Source organism: Agrobacterium sp. ES01 (assembly GCF_050320885.1).
Lineage (GTDB): Bacteria > Pseudomonadota > Alphaproteobacteria > Rhizobiales > Rhizobiaceae > Allorhizobium.
The window spans coordinates 1-18342 of sequence record NZ_JBNQTH010000015.1 but is presented as its reverse complement, the minus strand read 5'-3'; the positions used below and the strand labels follow the sequence as shown (position 1 = coordinate 18342).

Here is an 18342-nt window from a genome sequence, read left to right as displayed (position 1 = left end):
CGTCACGGTTGAAGTCGAGCTGATCGTTCCGATCGCGATGGAAGAAAAGCTGCGCTTCGCGATCCGCGAAGGCGGCCGCACCGTCGGCGCCGGTATCGTGGCTTCCATCATCGAGTAATATCGGTTTCTTCCGCGAGGAAGATGCGAGCCCCGCCGGAAACGGCGGGGCTTTTTTGTTGGTCGCTCAAGGGAGAGGTGATTGGTGGCGGGGGACGGATATATCGGCAACCTGCGGCGCCTGGTCGGTCGCGAGCGATTGATGGTGCCAAGCGTCGCTGCATCTATTTCGAACGCGGAGGGGCGCCTGTTGCTTCAGCGCAAGTCTGCGCGGCAGGGCTGGAGCCTGCCGGCCGGTGCGATCGAAATCGGCGAGACGCCCGAGCAGGCGATCATGCGCGAAGTTCGGGAGGAAACGGGTTTTCTGGTCGAGCCGCAAACGGTTCTGGCCGTGTTTGGCGGCGCGGACTATCGCCACACCTATCCCAATGGCGATCAGGTCGAATATCTCGTCGTGCTTTATCGCTGCCGTATTCTCGGCGAGGCAATGGATTCGGCAATCGATAAAGAAACGGAGCGGCTCGACTGGTTTGCAGAGGCAGACATGCCGCCGCTGGCATTGCCCTATCCTGTGGCCCACTTGTTTCAAAGATAGAGGTTGTCACTGGCGCCATCCAACCTATTTAGGTGACGGCATTAAGGGAGGATTTCATGACCAAACGTATTCTGTTCACCGGCGGTTCTGGCAAGGCGGGCCGGCATGTCATACCCTGGCTCATCGACAAGGGATACGAGGTCCACAATATCGATCTCGTGCCGCTGGATTATCCGGGCGTCACCAATCTGACGGTCGACATCACCGATTCCGGCCAGGTCTTCAATGCGCTGTCGATGCATACTGACTTTTCCGATCTCGAACACGGCAAGGGCGTTCAGCCATTTGACGCCGTCGTCCATTTCGCAGCCATTCCGCGGATCCTGATCAAGCCGGACAACGAGACCTTCCGCGTCAACACGATTGGCACCTATAATGTCATAGAGGCGGCGGTGAAGCTTGGTATTCGCAAGGTGGTCATTGCCTCCAGCGAAACCACTTATGGCATCTGCTTTGCAGAGGGCGACAAGCTTCCGCATTATCTGCCCTTCGATGAGGATTATGACGTCGATCCGATGGATAGCTATGGTTTGTCCAAGGTCGTCAACGAGAAGACGGCACGCGCCTTTGCCGAGCGAACCGGTGCCGACGTCTACGCGCTTCGAATCGGCAATGTCATCGAGCCGGACGAATACGGCATGTTCACCGAATTTGTCGAAAAACCGGAGACGCGCCTGCGCAATGCCTGGTGCTATATCGACGCGCGCGACCTCGGTCAGATGGTCCATCTGTGCATTGAAAAGGATGGCCTGGGCTTTCAGGTCTTCAATGCCACCAATGATACGGTCACAGCCCAGATGACGACTCAGGAACTGGCCGCCCGATTCTTCCCCGGCGTAGCGTTCAAGCGCGACATGGCGCGGGACGAAGGACTGATTTCCAATGCCAAGATTCGCGAAGTCCTCGGTTTCAAGGAAGAGCATGACTGGCGGAAATACGTAAATCTGTGAGGGCAGGGCGGTCGAAAGTCGGCTCTTTCGGGGCATCACGCAAAAATTGCGTCGTCACCTCGTGATTGGGCTTGTCATCCTCGGCCAAACTGAATATGTACCCCCACGACCTCGCTTGGCGAGGACGTAGGGGTATAGCTCAGTTGGTAGAGCGGCGGTCTCCAAAACCGCAGGCCGTGGGTTCGAGCCCCTCTGCCCCTGCCACTATCGTCAAGTGCACATATGCTTGATGGTGGTGTGTAAGCACGAAATTGGAATGTGCGTCGTTTTCGGATTCGCTCTTGTGGAATTGGATTTCGGCGTTTATGTAGGGTTCAAACAGACACGCGGTGCGTGGGGCTGAATAGTTCGGCTTTACGTGCCGTATGTGCGTGGGCATGAATTAGATGGCATCAAAGGCAAATCCATTCGCGTTTCTGCAGCAGGTTCGCTCCGAGACGTCGAAAGTAACGTGGCCGTCTCGCCGCGAGACGGTGATCTCGACGGTAATGGTTCTCGTTATGGTCGTTTTTGCTGCGCTGTTTTTCTTCGCGGCTGATCAATTGATCGGCTGGCTGATCAGCCTCGTGCTTAACCTCGGCAACTAATTGGGCGGAGATAAAGTCATGGCGGCACGCTGGTATATCGTCCACGCATATTCGAACTTTGAAAAGAAGGTCGCAGAATCGATCGAGGAAAAAGCTCGGCAAAAAGGCCTTGAGCATCTCTTCGAGAAGATCCTGGTTCCGACCGAAAAGGTTGTCGAAGTGCGTCGTGGACGCAAAGTCGATTCTGAACGCAAGTTCTTCCCGGGCTATGTCATGGTTCGGGCAAACCTGACGGACGAGGCTTATCACCTCATCAAGAACACCCCGAAGGTTACGGGGTTCCTTGGTTCGGACAACAAGCCTGTTCCGATCCCTGACTTCGAAGCCGAGCGTATCCTCGGTCAGGTTCAGGAAGGTGTCGAGCGGCCCAAGTCCTCCGTCACCTTTGAGATCGGTGAACAGGTTCGCGTCTCCGACGGTCCGTTCGCATCCTTCAACGGCACCGTACAGGATGTCGATGAGGAGCGTTCGCGTCTCAAGGTTGAAGTTTCTATTTTCGGTCGCGCTACGCCGGTCGAACTCGAATACGCTCAGGTCGAAAAGGTCTGAGTGCTGCGGGGTAACCCGCAAATCGCGTGGGAGAGAAGGGGCCTTAGCCGGGCTTTGTGATCGCACCACGCAACCGCAGCCGCCGGAGCAATCCGGCATCTACGGGCCGGGTTTCCGGTCCACAACGAAAGGCAGAGAGATATGGCTAAGAAAGTTGCAGGCCAGCTCAAGCTCCAGGTCAAGGCAGGATCGGCAAACCCGTCCCCGCCAATCGGCCCGGCACTTGGTCAGCGTGGCATTAACATTATGGAATTCTGCAAGGCGTTCAATGCCGCCACGCAGGAAATGGAAAAGGGTATGCCGATTCCGGTCGTCATCACCTATTACCAGGACAAGTCCTTCAACTTCATCATGAAGCAGCCGCCAGTCAGCTACTTCCTGAAGAAGGAAGCAAAGGTTACGTCCGGCTCGAAGACACCGGGCAAGGGCGCTGCTGCCGGCAAGATCACCAAGGACCAGGTCCGTACGATCGCCGAAGCCAAGATGAAGGATCTGAATGCCGCTGATATCGACGGCGCAATGGCCATGATCGAGGGCTCCGCCCGCGCCATGGGCCTAGAAGTGGTAGGTTGATCATGGCTAAGCTCGCAAAGCGTATTCAGAAGATCCGTGAAGGCATTGATCCGACCACTCTGGTCGCTCTCGCCGATGCCATTTCTCTCGTCAAGGAACGGGCAATTGCCAAGTTCGACGAGACCGTTGAAATCTCCATGAACCTCGGTGTCGACCCGCGTCACGCCGACCAGATGGTTCGTGGTGTTGTCAATCTGCCGAACGGCACTGGCCGTGACGTCAAGGTTGCCGTATTTGCCCGTGGCGCCAAGGCTGATGAAGCCAAGGCTGCTGGCGCAGATGTCGTTGGTGCTGAAGATCTCGTTGAGATCGTTCAGGGCGGCAAGATCGATTTCGATCGCTGCATTGCAACGCCTGACATGATGCCGCTCGTCGGTCGTCTCGGTAAGGTTCTCGGCCCACGTGGCATGATGCCGAACCCGAAGGTGGGAACTGTGACGATGGATGTTGCCGGAGCTGTTAAGGCTTCCAAGGGCGGCGCAGTCGAGTTCCGCGTCGAAAAGGCCGGTATCGTTCACGCCGGCATCGGCAAGGCCTCCTTCGATGCCAAGGCTCTGGAAGAAAACATCCGTGCCTTCGCTGACGCCGTCGTCAAGGCAAAGCCAGCCGGTGCAAAGGGTAACTACGTCAAGCGCGTAGCCATCTCCTCGACCATGGGTCCTGGCGTCAAGATCGACCCTTCGTCGGTTTCGGCAGCTTAAGTTTATGGCCGGGATTTCGATCCCGGCCTTCCTGAATTTCCGGTCCTTCGGGGCCGGAAATTGCCCGGTTTCATAGCCGGGCATTCCTGTCCGAGATTGCGGGTGGCCGAAAGGCCTTAATTTCCGCCTGCATGAGACGGGTAAGATCCGGAATTCGGGACGCGCAAGCATCCTTACATTCGGTTCGAGCCTAGTGTGCCTGATGCCTGGCCTTTCGTGGGTTAGTGTGAAGGGGACAGGATCCTCAAGCGTCGCTTGGGATCTTGAAGACAAGATTCCCAAGGGGCAAAAGGCAAACCCGATGGGGCCTGCATGATTGCGGTCCCGTCAACTGGAGACAGACAGTGGAAAGAGCGGAAAAACGCGAATTCGTCACAGAGCTGAGCGAAGTCTTTAAGGCTTCCGGTTCGGTTGTTGTGGCCCACTATGCTGGTGTCACAGTTGCGCAAATGAACGACTTTCGTTCGAAAATGCGTGCTGCTGGCGGCACCGTCAAAGTCGCGAAGAACCGTCTGGCCAAGATCGCTCTTCAGGGCACGGAAGCCGAAGGGATCACTGATCTCTTCAAAGGTCAGACGCTGATTGCTTACAGCGAAGACCCGATCACGGCTCCGAAAGTCGTCATGGATTTCGCCAAGACCAACGACAAGATCGTTGTTCTCGGTGGTGCCATGGGAGCAACCACGCTCGACGCCAATGCAGTCAAGTCGCTTGCGACCCTGCCTTCGCTCGACGAACTGCGCGCAAAGCTGCTGGGCATGATCCAGACGCCAGCTACTCGCATCGCAGGGGTTGTTGCAGCACCGGCAAGTCAGCTTGCTCGCGTGTTTGCGGCCTATGCCAAGAAGGACGAAGCCGCGTAAGGCGGTTTTTCGCTGTTCATATCAAAACCCAGTTCGTTTCGAACCGAACACTTATTAAGGAACTATGACAATGGCTGATCTCGCAAAGATCGTTGACGACCTCTCCGCACTGACAGTTCTGGAAGCTGCTGAGCTTTCCAAGATGCTCGAAGAAAAGTGGGGCGTTTCTGCAGCTGCTCCTGTAGCTGTTGCTGCTGCTGGCGGCGGTGCTGCTGTTGCTGCTGAAGAAGAAAAGACCGAGTTTGACGTCATCCTCGCAGATGCCGGCGCAAACAAGATCAACGTCATCAAGGAAGTCCGCGCTATCACAGGTCTCGGCCTGAAGGAAGCCAAGGACCTCGTTGAAGCCGCTCCTAAGGCTGTCAAGGAAGCCGTTTCCAAGGCTGAAGCTGCAGACCTCAAGAAGAAGCTTGAAGACGCTGGCGCCAAGGTCGACGTTAAGTAATTTGAAATTGCGTTTGGGGGAGGGCTTTTGCCCTCTCCCATTCGTATTTTCTCGCCGAACTGATTACCCAAAAGCCCGTAAAACGGCTTTTGGGTAATGGGTTCTTCAAGAGGATGGTCTCAAACCGAACTGTACGGCAATCCGGCCGGCGCTTCGGGATCAGAGACGAGTTTGATTGATCCATTGATCGACGGAGCCGCCTGGCCAGCGCCCTCCGTCCGTTGCAGGCCCGGATGCAAATTGACAAGGAGCGACGATGGCTCAGACCCTTTCCTTTAATGGTCGTAGGCGCGTACGCAAATTTTTTGGTAAAATTCCAGAAGTCGCGGAAATGCCGAACCTCATCGAGGTTCAGAAGGCTTCTTACGATCAGTTCCTCATGGTTGACGAGCCCGAAGGTGGCCGTCCCGATGAGGGGCTTAATGCCGTTTTCAAATCCGTATTCCCGATCACGGATTTCTCTGGCGCTTCGATGCTGGAATTCGTCTCCTACGAATTCGAGCCGCCGAAGTTCGACGTCGACGAATGCCGTCAGCGTGACCTGACCTATGCAGCGCCGCTGAAAGTGACGCTGCGCCTTATCGTGTTTGATATTGATGAGGATACGGGCGCGAAGTCGATCAAGGACATCAAGGAACAGTCGGTCTACATGGGCGACATGCCTTTGATGACCAACAACGGTACCTTCGTTGTCAACGGCACGGAACGCGTTATCGTTTCGCAGATGCACCGTTCGCCGGGCGTCTTCTTCGACCACGACAAGGGCAAGAGCCATTCGTCCGGCAAGCTTCTGTTTGCGGCCCGCGTGATCCCGTATCGTGGTTCGTGGCTCGACATCGAGTTCGACGCCAAGGACATCGTGCATGCCCGTATCGACCGTCGCCGCAAGATCCCTGCGACATCGCTTCTGATGGCGCTGGGCATGGACGGCGAAGAAATTCTGTCGACCTTCTATTCGAAGTCTACCTATGCGCGCTCAGAGGGCGGCTGGCGCATCCCGTTCAATCCGGAAACCCTGAAGGGTGCCAAGGTCATCTCCGAGATGGTCGATGCGGATACGGGCGAAGTCGTCGTTGAATCCGGCAAGAAGCTGACTCCGCGTCTGCTGCGTCAGCTGGTAGACAAGGGCGTCAAGGCACTGAAGGCCTCCGACGAGGACCTGTACGGGAACTTCCTCGCAGAGGATATCGTCAACTTCGAAACCGGTGAGATCTTTCTCGAAGCCGGTGACGAACTGGACGAGAAGACCCTGCAGATCATCCTCGATAACGGTATCGACGAGATCCCGGTTCTGGGTATCGACCATATCAATGTCGGCGCTTACATCCGCAATACGCTTGCTGCAGACAAGAACGAGAACCGTCAGGAAGCTCTGTTCGACATCTATCGCGTGATGCGTCCGGGTGAGCCGCCAACCATGGATTCGGCGGAAGCCATGTTCAACTCGCTGTTCTTCGACAGCGAGCGTTACGATCTCTCGGCCGTTGGTCGCGTGAAGATGAACATGCGTCTCGATCTCGATGCCGAAGACACGGTTCGCGTTCTGCGCAAGGAAGACATCCTGGCTGTCGTCAAGATGCTCGTTGAGCTTCGCGATGGCCGCGGCGAAATCGACGATATCGACAACCTCGGCAACCGTCGTGTCCGCTCGGTCGGCGAGCTGATGGAAAACCAGTATCGTCTGGGTCTGTTGCGCATGGAACGTGCGATCAAGGAACGTATGTCCTCGATCGAAATCGACACTGTGATGCCGCAGGATCTGATCAACGCCAAGCCGGCCGCTGCTGCTGTTCGCGAGTTCTTCGGATCGTCGCAGCTGTCGCAGTTCATGGACCAGGTGAACCCGCTGTCGGAAATCACCCACAAGCGCCGCCTTTCGGCTCTTGGCCCAGGTGGTCTGACACGCGAACGCGCGGGCTTTGAAGTCCGCGACGTTCACCCGACCCACTACGGCCGTATTTGCCCGATTGAAACGCCGGAAGGCCCGAACATCGGTCTGATCAACTCGCTTGCAACCTTCGCCCGCGTCAACAAGTACGGCTTCATTGAAAGCCCGTACCGCAAGATCGTGGACGGCAAGGTGACCAAGGAAGTGCTGTACCTCTCGGCAATGGAAGAGGCCAAGTACTACGTTGCCCAGGCGAACTCCGAACTGACGCCAGAAGGTGAATTCGTCGAAGAATTCGTCGTTTGCCGTCACGCCGGCGATGTGATGCTGTCGCCGCGCGACACTGTCAACCTGATGGACGTTTCGCCAAAGCAGGTCGTATCGGTTGCTGCCGCTCTGATCCCGTTCCTGGAAAACGACGACGCCAACCGCGCGCTCATGGGTTCCAACATGCAGCGTCAGGCCGTGCCTCTGGTACGTGCTGAAGCGCCATTCGTTGGTACCGGCATGGAGCCGATCGTGGCCCGTGACTCCGGTGCGGCCATCGGTGCTCGCCGCGGCGGTATCGTTGACCAGGTGGATGCGACCCGTATCGTTATCCGTGCGACCGAAGATCTCGATCCGTCGAAGTCTGGTGTGGACATCTACCGTCTGCAGAAGTTCCAGCGTTCCAACCAGAACACCTGCGTCAACCAGCGGCCGCTGGTCGCCGTCGGTGACATTCTGAACAAGGGCGACATCATTGCTGACGGTCCGTCGACTGACCTCGGCGATCTGGCACTTGGCCGCAACACGCTCGTCGCGTTCATGCCATGGAACGGCTACAACTACGAGGACTCCATCCTTCTGTCCGAGCGTATCGTACGCGATGACGTCTTCACCTCGATCCATATCGAGGAGTTTGAAGTCATGGCCCGCGACACCAAGCTTGGTCCGGAAGAAATCACGCGCGACATTCCGAACGTTTCGGAAGAAGCGCTGAAAAACCTCGACGAAGCCGGTATCGTTTACATCGGTGCGGAAGTTGCACCGGGCGATATCCTGGTGGGCAAGATCACACCGAAGGGCGAAAGCCCGATGACGCCGGAAGAAAAGCTTCTGCGTGCCATCTTCGGTGAAAAGGCCTCCGACGTTCGCGACACCTCGATGCGCATGCCTCCGGGCACATTCGGCACGATCGTCGAAGTTCGCGTTTTCAACCGCCACGGCGTTGAAAAGGACGAACGTGCGATGGCGATCGAGCGTGAGGAAATCGAGCGCCTCGCCAAGGACCGTGACGACGAGCAGGCCATTCTCGACCGTAACGTCTACAGCCGGTTGATGGACATGCTGCGTGGTCAGATGTCGGTTGCCGGACCCAAGGGCTTCAAGAAGGGTGCTGAACTCAACAACAGCATCGTGTCTGAATACCCGCGTTCGCAGTGGTGGATGTTTGCCGTTGAGGACGAAAAGGTCCAGGGCGAGATCGAAGCCCTGCGTGGTCAGTACGACGAATCCAAGTCGCGCCTTGAACAGCGCTTCATGGACAAGGTCGAAAAGGTCCAGCGTGGCGACGAAATGCCTCCGGGCGTCATGAAGATGGTCAAGGTCTTTGTCGCTGTGAAGCGCAAGATCCAGCCAGGCGACAAGATGGCCGGCCGTCATGGTAACAAGGGCGTGGTCTCGCGCATCGTGCCGGTCGAGGACATGCCGTTCCTCGAAGATGGTACGCATGTCGACATCGTTCTGAACCCGCTTGGCGTGCCTTCGCGTATGAACGTTGGTCAGATCCTTGAAACGCACCTGGCCTGGGCTTGCGCCGGTATGGGCAAGCGCATCGGTGAAATGCTCGAGGAATACAAGACGAGCAACGACATCACCGAGCTGCGTGAAGAGCTGACAGCCACCTACAAGAGCATTGCAAACGACGAAGTCGATCATTTCGACGACGAGTCGCTGCTGCTCTTGGCTGATCAGTCCAAGGGAGGTGTCTCGATCGCAACGCCGGTCTTCGACGGTGCGCACGAGATTGACGTTTCCGAGATGCTCACCCGCGCCGGTCTCGATCCGTCGGGTCAGTCAGTTCTGTACGATGGCCGTACCGGTGAACAGTTCGACCGAAAGGTCACCGTTGGCTACATGTACATGATCAAGCTGAACCACTTGGTCGACGACAAGATCCACGCGCGTTCGATCGGTCCTTACTCGCTCGTCACCCAGCAGCCGCTTGGTGGTAAGGCGCAGTTCGGTGGTCAGCGCTTCGGGGAAATGGAAGTCTGGGCTCTGGAAGCTTACGGTGCAGCTTACACGCTGCAGGAAATGCTCACGGTCAAGTCGGATGACGTGGCCGGCCGTACAAAGGTCTATGAAGCGATCGTCCGTGGTGACGATACCTTCGAGGCCGGCATTCCGGAAAGCTTCAACGTTCTGGTCAAGGAAATGCGCTCTCTCGGCTTGTCGGTCGAGCTGGAGAATTCCAAGCTGGACGAAGCGGCAGCCGCAGCAGGCCAGTTACCGGACGCGGCAGAATAAGGAAGACGAGGCGCGCGCCGGCCAATTGGCGCGCGCTGCTTCTGCTCCGGCGCTCAAAGCCCGGGGCAGGGCATTTCCGCCGCATTCGCGGTCTATAGTCGTTTTAGGGGATTGTGGTGGTCACCCGGGAATTTGGTCACCATCGATCCCAAGCTGAGGGCGATAAGCCCCACAAGGAGACAGGCATGAACCAAGAGGTCATGAACCTTTTCAATCCGCAGGTTCCGGCTCAGCACTTCGATTCCATCCGGATTTCGATCGCCTCGCCTGAGAAAATTCTCTCCTGGTCCTATGGCGAGATCAAGAAGCCTGAGACCATCAACTACCGTACGTTCAAGCCAGAGCGTGACGGTCTGTTCTGCGCGCGTATTTTTGGCCCGATCAAGGACTATGAGTGCCTTTGCGGCAAGTACAAGCGCATGAAGTACAAGGGCATCATCTGCGAAAAGTGCGGTGTGGAAGTCACGCTGTCGCGCGTTCGCCGTGAGCGCATGGGCCATATCGAGCTCGCCGCTCCCGTTGCCCATATCTGGTTCCTGAAGTCGCTTCCTTCGCGCATCTCGACATTGCTCGACATGACGTTGAAGGATGTTGAGCGCGTTCTCTATTTCGAGAACTATATCGTGACGGAGCCAGGCCTGACCTCGCTCAAGGAAAACCAGCTTCTCTCCGAAGAAGAATACATGATCGCCGTCGACGAGTTCGGCGAAGATCAGTTTACCGCCATGATCGGCGCTGAAGCCATCTTCGAGATGCTGGCATCCATGAACCTGGAAAAGATCGCTGGCGATCTGCGCACGGATCTGGCTGAAACAACGTCGGATCTGAAGCAGAAGAAGCTGATGAAGCGGCTGAAGATCGTCGAGAACTTCATCGAGTCCGGCAACAAGCCGGAATGGATGATCATGAAGGTCGTTCCTGTCATCCCGCCGGACCTGCGCCCGCTGGTTCCGCTCGATGGCGGTCGTTTTGCGACGTCTGACCTCAACGATCTCTATCGTCGTGTGATCAACCGTAACAACCGTCTGAAGCGCCTGATCGAACTGCGCGCTCCCGGCATCATTATCCGCAACGAAAAGCGCATGCTGCAGGAATCTGTGGATGCACTGTTCGACAACGGCCGCCGTGGCCGCGTCATCACCGGCGCCAACAAGCGTCCGTTGAAGTCGCTGTCCGACATGCTCAAGGGCAAGCAGGGCCGTTTCCGTCAGAACCTTCTCGGTAAGCGCGTCGACTATTCCGGTCGTTCGGTTATCGTGACCGGTCCTGAACTGAAGCTGCACCAGTGCGGTCTGCCGAAGAAGATGGCGCTCGAGCTGTTCAAGCCATTCATCTATGCCCGTCTCGACGCCAAGGGTTACTCCTCGACCGTCAAGCAGGCCAAGAAGCTGGTTGAAAAGGAAAAGCCTGAGGTCTGGGATATCCTCGACGAGGTTATCCGCGAGCATCCGGTTCTTCTGAACCGTGCGCCGACGCTTCACCGCCTGGGCATCCAGGCCTTCGAACCGACCCTGGTTGAAGGCAAGGCGATCCAGCTGCATCCGCTCGTCTGCACGGCCTTCAACGCCGACTTCGACGGCGACCAGATGGCCGTTCACGTGCCGCTGTCGCTGGAAGCCCAGCTCGAAGCCCGCGTGCTGATGATGTCGACCAACAACATTCTGCACCCGGCCAATGGTCATCCGATCATCGTGCCGTCGCAGGACATGGTTCTCGGCCTCTACTATCTGTCGATCATGAACCAGAACGAGCCGGGCGAAGGCATGGTCTTCTCCGACCTCGGCGAGCTGCATCACGCTCTGGAAAACAAGGTTGTTACCTTGCACTCCAAGATCCGTGGTCGTTTCAAGACAGTTGATGAAGACGGCAACCCGGTCTCGCACGTTCACGAAACGACACCTGGTCGTATGCTCATCGGCGAACTTCTGCCGAAGAACTTCCAGGTGCCGTTCGAAACCTGCAACCAGGAAATGACCAAGAAGAACATCTCGAAGATGATCGACACGGTCTACCGTCACTGCGGTCAGAAAGACACGGTCATCTTCTGCGATCGCATCATGCAGCTCGGCTTCGGCCATGCTTGCCGCGCCGGTATTTCCTTCGGCAAGGACGACATGGTCATCCCGGACGCCAAGTACACCATCGTCGGTGATACGGAAGCGCTGGTGAAGGAATACGAGCAGCAGTACAACGACGGTCTCATCACCCAGGGCGAAAAGTACAACAAGGTTGTCGACGCATGGGGCAAGGCGACTGAAAAGGTCACGGAAGAAATGATGGCCCGCATTAAGGCTGTCGAATTCGATCCCGAAACCGGTCGTCAAAAGCCGATGAACTCGATTTACATGATGAGCCACTCCGGTGCGCGTGGTTCGGTGAACCAGATGCGTCAGCTGGGCGGCATGCGCGGCCTTATGGCCAAGCCATCGGGTGAAATCATCGAGACGCCGATCACGTCGAACTTTAAGGAAGGTCTGACCGTTAACGAGTACTTCAACTCGACTCACGGTGCCCGTAAGGGTCTCGCAGACACCGCTTTGAAGACGGCTAACTCGGGTTACCTGACCCGTCGTCTGGTTGACGTTGCGCAGGATTGCATCGTCAACATGGTCGATTGCGGAACTGAAAACGGCCTGACCATGACCGCCATCGTCGATGCCGGTCAGGTTGTTGCCTCCATCGGTGTCCGTGTTCTGGGTCGTACGGCTCTGGACGATATCGATCATCCGGTCACTGGCGAGCGTATCGTCGATGCCGGCAAGATGATCCTCGAGCCCGATGTCATCGAAATCGAAAAGGCTGGCATCCAGTCGATCCGAATTCGCTCGGCCCTGACCTGCGAAGTGCAGACCGGCGTTTGCGGCGTCTGCTATGGTCGCGACCTTGCCCGTGGTACGCCTGTCAACATCGGTGAAGCTGTCGGCGTTATCGCTGCGCAGTCGATCGGTGAGCCGGGCACCCAGCTCACCATGCGTACCTTCCACCTTGGCGGTACGGCAAACGTGGTCGACAGCTCGTTCCTGGAAGCATCGTACGAAGGTACTGTGCAGATCAAGAACCGCAACATGCTGCGCAACTCCGACGGCAACCTGGTTGCCATGGGTCGTACGCTGTCGGTCACGATCCTGGACGAACGTGGCGTCGAACGGTCTTCGCAGCGTGTCGCCTACGGCTCCAAGCTGTTTGTCGACGATGGCGACAAGGTGAAGCGCGGTCAGCGTCTCGCCGAGTGGGATCCGTATACACGTCCGGTCATGACGGAAGTAGCAGGTACGGTCGAGTTCGAAGATGTGGTCGATGGTCTCTCCGTTCTGGAAGCAACCGACGAGTCCACAGGCATCACCAAGCGTCAGGTCATCGACTGGCGCTCCACGCCGCGCGGCGCGGATCTCAAGCCTGCGATCGTCATCAAGGACGACGCCGGCAATGTGATCAAACTTGCCCGTGGTAACGATGCCCGCTTCCAGCTTTCGGTTGACGCCATTCTGTCGGTTGAGCCGGGCCAGAAGGTCTCCCAGGGTGACGTGCTTGCACGTTCGCCACTGGAAAGCGCGAAGACGAAGGACATCACCGGTGGTCTGCCGCGTGTTGCCGAACTGTTCGAAGCTCGTCGTCCGAAGGACCATGCCGTCATCGCTGAGATTGATGGTACGATCCGCCTCGGCCGCGACTACAAGAACAAGCGTCGCGTGATCATCGAGCCGGCAGAAGATGGTGTCGAACAGGTCGAATACCTGATTCCGAAGGGCAAGCCCTTCCACCTTCAGGAAGGCGACTTTATCGAAAAGGGTGACTACATCCTCGACGGTAACCCGGCACCGCACGACATCCTGGCGATCAAGGGCGTGGAGGCACTCGCTTCCTACCTCGTGAACGAAATCCAGGAAGTCTACCGTCTGCAGGGCGTTGTCATCAACGACAAGCACATCGAGGTGATCGTTCGCCAGATGCTGCAGAAGGTCGAAATCACCGAGTCCGGTGACTCCGGCTATATCGTTGGCGACAATGTGGATCGCATCGAGCTCGATAACCTCAACGAGCGTCTCGTCGAGGAAGGCAAGAAGCCAGCTGATGGCCTGCCGGTCCTGCTCGGCATCACCAAGGCATCGCTGCAGACGCCGTCCTTCTTCTCGGCCGCATCCTTCCAGGAAACCACCAAGGTTCTCACGGAAGCTGCGATTGCCGGCAAGACCGACCCGCTGCTCGGCCTGAAGGAAAACGTGATCGTCGGTCGTTTGATCCCTGCCGGTACCGGTGGCGTCATGACCCAGATCCGCCGTATCGCAACCTCTCGCGACGACCTCATTCTCGAGGAACGCAAGAAGGGTTCCGGTGTGGATTCGGCAACGCCGATGCTTCAGGATCTTGCCAAGGCAGAACAGCCAACCGCCGGCGAGTAATCGCCAGCACAGGGCTTTCCTGTCAGGTTTGAAAATTAGAAAGGCGCTCGGAGCAATCCGGGCGCCTTTTGTCGTCAAACAATGATGGTCTCCAAAAGATGCGCACGAAAAAGGGCCGCAGGCGAAAGCCAGCGACCCGTCAAATTCTGGTCCGCGCCTACCGCGCAGACCAGCGATACATCAGTCGAAGCGGATGATCGCGACTTCGCCCTCAAGCGCGCCCTGATAAGCAGAAGCATGCGGCTCCTCATCAGGCATGCCGCCCATCACGCCGATCTGGTCGAGATCTGCCTCCAGATAGCCTTCTTCGGACAGCGCGTTGAGGGCAGTCCTCACAGCGGTGTCGTCGTCCGGTGCGATCAGCATGATATGCAGGTCGATACCATCGCTATCGGCGACCTCATAGGCCTTGGCGATAATGATGAAGACCATAGGCTCGTCGTTGGAGTTGTCGTTGTCCGCCGGGCTGGCCATGGCGTTTCCTTTCGTCTGAAGATACTTGATTCGAACGGCGCCTTCGCCGCCAGCGTGTAAGAAGGTGAGGGGAGTAAACGATTCCCGCCCTGTTTTCAGTGATGGATCTTGAATCTAGCGTTGCATCCACGATATTTCCATGGCCGGGGCGAATTAAGGGTGTAGACGACCCCTCTGCACCGCCGTTTGGCAAGAATTTCCCGATGCAGACTTGACGGAACCTGGGGAAACCAGTAGTACGCCCGGCATCAGATCCAATGTGAGGCATGGCTGTTCAGGACGACTCGTCCCGGAGTTCACCTCAAACAAGGTTCTAACGCACGCTGAAGACTGAAATGCTGCACGCATGACGCATGGTAAGTGCGTCCTCTGCTCTTTGTGGTCCATCCGCTAAAAAGCGGGTAGGGCCATATTTTGCGCATGATGAACGGTGCGGCCACCGCCGGCGACGGCAAGACGAAGGGTCCGTGAGGGCTTAGAGACACAACAAGGGATGGTTATATGCCTACCGTAAACCAGCTGATCCGTAAGCCGCGTCAGGCACAGGTAAAGCGCAATAAGGTTCCTGCTCTTCAGGAAAACCCGCAGAAGCGTGGAGTTTGCACTCGCGTTTACACCACGACCCCAAAGAAGCCGAACTCGGCTCTTCGTAAGGTCGCCAAGATCCGTCTGACCAATGGCTTTGAAGTCATCGGTTATATCCCAGGCGAAGGCCATAACCTGCAGGAACACTCCGTTGTGATGATCCGCGGCGGCCGCGTAAAGGATTTGCCGGGCGTTCGTTACCACATCATCCGTGGTGTTCTCGATACGCAGGGCGTCAAGAACCGTAAGCAGCGCCGCTCCAAATACGGTGCAAAGCGTCCGAAGTAATCTTCGGTCACAAACGATTTAATCGGGCGCTGCGCGAGGTTCTCCGCGTTATAAGGCGCCATCAACCAGTTGAGAGACAAGAAGCATGTCACGTCGCCACAGAGCTGAAAAGCGTGAGATCAACCCGGACCCGAAGTTCGGCGATCTCGTTGTCACCAAGTTCATGAATGCCATCATGTTGCATGGTAAGAAGTCCGTCGCTGAAACCATTGTTTATGGCGCGTTCGATAACGTTCATGAAAAGATGAAGCAGGAGCCGGTAACGGTTTTCCATCAGGCGCTTGAAAACGTTGCTCCGCACGTTGAAGTGCGTTCGCGTCGCGTTGGTGGTGCAACCTACCAGGTCCCGGTCGATGTTCGTCCGGAGCGCCGTCAGGCTCTCGCCATCCGCTGGCTGATCACCGCCGCTCGCAAGCGCAACGAAACAACCATGGTCGATCGCCTGTGCGGCGAACTCATGGATGCAGCTAACAATCGTGGCTCCGCGGTTAAGAAGCGCGAAGACACTCACAAGATGGCCGACGCCAACCGTGCCTTCTCGCATTACCGCTGGTAATCACACGATCGATTATTGAAAGGCAGTCCATAATGGCTCGCGAATATAAAATCGAAGACTACCGCAATTTCGGTATCATGGCGCACATCGACGCCGGTAAAACGACGACGACCGAACGCGTTCTGTTCTACACCGGCAAGTCTCACAAAATCGGTGAAGTGCACGACGGCGCAGCCACCATGGACTGGATGGAGCAGGAGCAGGAGCGTGGTATCACCATCACGTCTGCTGCGACCACGACCTTCTGGAAGGGTCGCGACGGCAAGATGCGCCGCTTCAACATCATCGACACCCCCGGCCACGTTGACTTCACGATTGAAGTTGAGCGTTCGCTGCGCGTTCTCGACGGTGCAGTAGCGCTTCTCGACGCCAATGCCGGTGTTGAGCCGCAGACGGAAACTGTTTGGCGTCAGGCCGACAAGTACAACGTTCCGCGGATGATCTTCTGCAACAAGATGGACAAGATCGGTGCCGACTTCTACCGCTCGGTTGAGATGATCAAGACTCGTCTCGGTGCGATCCCGGTTGTTGTTCAGCTGCCGATCGGCGCTGAAAACGACTTTGCCGGCGTTGTCGATCTGATCGAAATGCAGGCCCTTGTCTGGCAGGGTGAAAACCTCGGCGCTGAATGGGATGTCGTTGAAATCCCGGACGACCTGAAGGAACGTGCTGCCGAGTGGCGCGAGAAGATGATCGAAGCGATCGTCGAAATCGACGAAGCTGCGATGGAAGCCTATCTTGAAGGCAATATGCCCGATAACGATCAGATCCGTGCGCTGATCCGTCGTGGTACCATCGACGTGAAGTTCTTCCCGATGTTCTGCGGCTCTGCCTTCAAGAACAAGGGCGTTCAGCCGCTTCTCGATGGCGTTGTCGACTTCCTGCCGTCGCCGCTGGACATTCCTGCTATCGCCGGTATCGACTTCAAGACCGAAGCCGAAATCGAGCGTCATGCAGACGACAGCGAGCCTTTGTCGATGCTGGCATTCAAGATCATGAACGACCCCTTCGTCGGTTCGTTGACGTTCTGCCGCATCTATTCCGGCAAGCTCGAAAAGGGTACGTCTGTACTCAACACGGTCAAGGACAAGCGCGAGCGCGTCGGCCGTATGTTGCAGATGCATTCCAACAGCCGTGAAGACATCGAAGAAGCCTTCGCAGGCGACATCGTGGCTCTGGCTGGCCTCAAGGAAACCACAACAGGCGACACGCTCTGCGATCCCCTGAAGCCGGTTATCCTCGAGCGCATGGAATTCCCGGAACCGGTCATTCAGATCGCGATCGAGCCGAAGTCCAAGGCTGACCAGGAAAAGATGGGTCTCGCGCTCAATCGTCTGGCTGCTGAAGATCCGTCTTTCCGCGTCAAGACAGACCAGGAATCGGGTCAGACCATCATCGCCGGCATGGGCGAGCTTCACCTCGACATTCTCGTTGACCGTATGCGTCGCGAGTTCAAGGTTGAAGCATCTGTCGGTGCACCGCAGGTTGCTTACCGTGAATCGATCACGCGCAAGCATGAAGAAGATTACACGCACAAGAAGCAGTCCGGTGGTACCGGTCAGTTCGCGCGCGTCAAGATCGTCTTCGAACCGAACCCGGATGGCGAAGACTTCCTGTTCGAATCCAAGATCGTTGGTGGTTCTGTTCCCAAGGAATACATCCCTGGCGTACAGAAGGGCATCGAAAGCGTTCTGACTTCTGGTCCGCTCGCTGGCTTCCCGATGCTCGGTGTCAAGGCAACCCTGATCGATGGCGCATACCACGACGTCGACTCCTCGGTTCTCGCCTTCGAAATCGCATCGCGTGCCTGCTTCCGTGAAGCAGCCCGTCAGGCTGGTGCACAGTTGCTCGAGCCGATGATGAAGGTCGAAGTTGTAACGCCGGAAGATTACGTCGGTGACGTAATCGGTGACCTGAACTCGCGTCGTGGCCAGATCCAGGGCCAGGAATCACGCGGTGTTGCAGTGGTCATCAACGCGCATGTTCCTCTTGCGAACATGTTCAAATACGTCGACAACCTTCGCTCCATGTCGCAGGGCCGCGCCCAGTATTCGATGGTCTTCGATCACTACGCGCCGGTTCCATCGAACGTAGCCCAGGAAATCCAGGCGAAGTATTCCGGTCAGAAGTGACCGGGATACCCGAATAGCTATTAGATTAATTGAATTTCCCCGGATGGGGATAGCAAAACGGAGAGCCGAAAATGGCAAAGAGTAAATTTGAGCGCAACAAGCCGCACGTTAACATTGGCACGATTGGCCACGTTGACCATGGCAAGACGTCTCTGACGGCTGCAATCACCAAGTTCTTCGGTGAGTTC

General features: G+C 56.9%; 15 protein-coding genes, 1 tRNA gene and 1 pseudogene. 16 read left to right on the top strand and 1 reads right to left on the bottom strand.

Translation table 11 applies throughout. The features are described 5' to 3' along the window. The 12 genes and pseudogenes from tuf to rpoC all read left to right on the top strand — a co-directional run. A pseudogene (gene tuf / locus ACQQ2Q_RS22490) lies at nucleotides 1–118 on the top strand (elongation factor Tu); the annotation flags it as partial. 84 nt (nucleotides 119–202) lie between these two features. Further along, the gene (locus tag ACQQ2Q_RS22485; RefSeq protein ID WP_428189335.1) at nucleotides 203–652 is read left to right on the top strand and encodes an NUDIX domain-containing protein; all 450 of its coding nucleotides are present in this window, start codon (nucleotides 203–205) and stop codon (nucleotides 650–652) included. Between the two features lie 56 nt (nucleotides 653–708). Next, complete coding sequence (locus tag ACQQ2Q_RS22480; protein WP_428189334.1) at nucleotides 709–1602, top strand: NAD-dependent epimerase/dehydratase family protein; 894 nt, start codon at nucleotides 709–711, stop codon at nucleotides 1600–1602. A 128-nt stretch (nucleotides 1603–1730) separates the two neighbouring features. Further along, nucleotides 1731–1806: transfer RNA gene (locus ACQQ2Q_RS22475), tRNA-Trp, on the top strand. 182 nt (nucleotides 1807–1988) lie between these two features. Beyond that, nucleotides 1989–2189, top strand: coding sequence for a preprotein translocase subunit SecE (gene secE / locus ACQQ2Q_RS22470; protein WP_428189333.1), 201 nt, complete (start codon nucleotides 1989–1991; stop codon nucleotides 2187–2189). Nucleotides 2190–2207: 18 nt separating this feature from the next. Next, nucleotides 2208–2738 carry a transcription termination/antitermination protein NusG gene (gene nusG, locus ACQQ2Q_RS22465; RefSeq protein ID WP_428189332.1) on the top strand — a complete coding sequence of 177 codons (531 nt, stop codon included), beginning with the start codon at nucleotides 2208–2210 and terminating at the stop codon, nucleotides 2736–2738. A gap of 141 nt (nucleotides 2739–2879) precedes the next feature. Next, nucleotides 2880–3311 (top strand): 50S ribosomal protein L11, encoded by a 432-nt coding sequence (gene rplK / locus ACQQ2Q_RS22460; RefSeq protein ID WP_428189331.1) that lies wholly within the window; start codon nucleotides 2880–2882, stop codon nucleotides 3309–3311. A 2-nt stretch (nucleotides 3312–3313) separates the two neighbouring features. Then, nucleotides 3314–4012, top strand: a complete 699-nt coding sequence (gene rplA / locus ACQQ2Q_RS22455; RefSeq protein WP_428189330.1) for a 50S ribosomal protein L1 — start codon at nucleotides 3314–3316, stop codon at nucleotides 4010–4012. 344 nt (nucleotides 4013–4356) lie between these two features. Then, nucleotides 4357–4875, top strand: coding sequence for a 50S ribosomal protein L10 (gene rplJ / locus ACQQ2Q_RS22450; protein ID WP_428189329.1), 519 nt, complete (start codon nucleotides 4357–4359; stop codon nucleotides 4873–4875). A gap of 70 nt (nucleotides 4876–4945) precedes the next feature. Next, nucleotides 4946–5320: a 50S ribosomal protein L7/L12 gene (gene rplL, locus ACQQ2Q_RS22445; protein ID WP_428189328.1), complete on the top strand. Its 375-nt coding sequence runs from the start codon at nucleotides 4946–4948 to the stop codon at nucleotides 5318–5320. Between the two features lie 256 nt (nucleotides 5321–5576). Next, entirely contained in the window at nucleotides 5577–9719 is a 4143-nt protein-coding gene (gene rpoB / locus ACQQ2Q_RS22440; RefSeq protein WP_428189327.1) for a DNA-directed RNA polymerase subunit beta, read from the top strand. 185 nt (nucleotides 9720–9904) lie between these two features. Then, nucleotides 9905–14119: a DNA-directed RNA polymerase subunit beta' gene (gene rpoC / locus ACQQ2Q_RS22435; RefSeq protein WP_428189326.1), complete on the top strand. Its 4215-nt coding sequence runs from the start codon at nucleotides 9905–9907 to the stop codon at nucleotides 14117–14119. A 180-nt stretch (nucleotides 14120–14299) separates the two neighbouring features. On the opposite strand, the gene ACQQ2Q_RS22430 is transcribed toward rpoC, so the two are convergent. Then, entirely contained in the window at nucleotides 14300–14593 is a 294-nt protein-coding gene (locus ACQQ2Q_RS22430) for a transcriptional regulator (protein WP_428189325.1), read from the bottom strand. Nucleotides 14594–15094: 501 nt separating this feature from the next. Between ACQQ2Q_RS22430 and rpsL the strand changes: the two genes are divergently transcribed. From rpsL to ACQQ2Q_RS22410, 4 genes are all read left to right on the top strand, one after another. Beyond that, nucleotides 15095–15466: a 30S ribosomal protein S12 gene (gene rpsL / locus ACQQ2Q_RS22425; protein WP_003507760.1), complete on the top strand. Its 372-nt coding sequence runs from the start codon at nucleotides 15095–15097 to the stop codon at nucleotides 15464–15466. Between the two features lie 85 nt (nucleotides 15467–15551). Then, nucleotides 15552–16022: a 30S ribosomal protein S7 gene (rpsG, locus tag ACQQ2Q_RS22420; RefSeq protein ID WP_428189324.1), complete on the top strand. Its 471-nt coding sequence runs from the start codon at nucleotides 15552–15554 to the stop codon at nucleotides 16020–16022. A gap of 32 nt (nucleotides 16023–16054) precedes the next feature. Further along, nucleotides 16055–18154 carry an elongation factor G gene (fusA, locus tag ACQQ2Q_RS22415; RefSeq protein WP_428189323.1) on the top strand — a complete coding sequence of 700 codons (2100 nt, stop codon included), beginning with the start codon at nucleotides 16055–16057 and terminating at the stop codon, nucleotides 18152–18154. Between the two features lie 71 nt (nucleotides 18155–18225). After that, a partial coding sequence (locus tag ACQQ2Q_RS22410) for a GTP-binding protein (protein ID WP_143850884.1) occupies nucleotides 18226–18342 on the top strand: 117 nt, incomplete at its 3' end.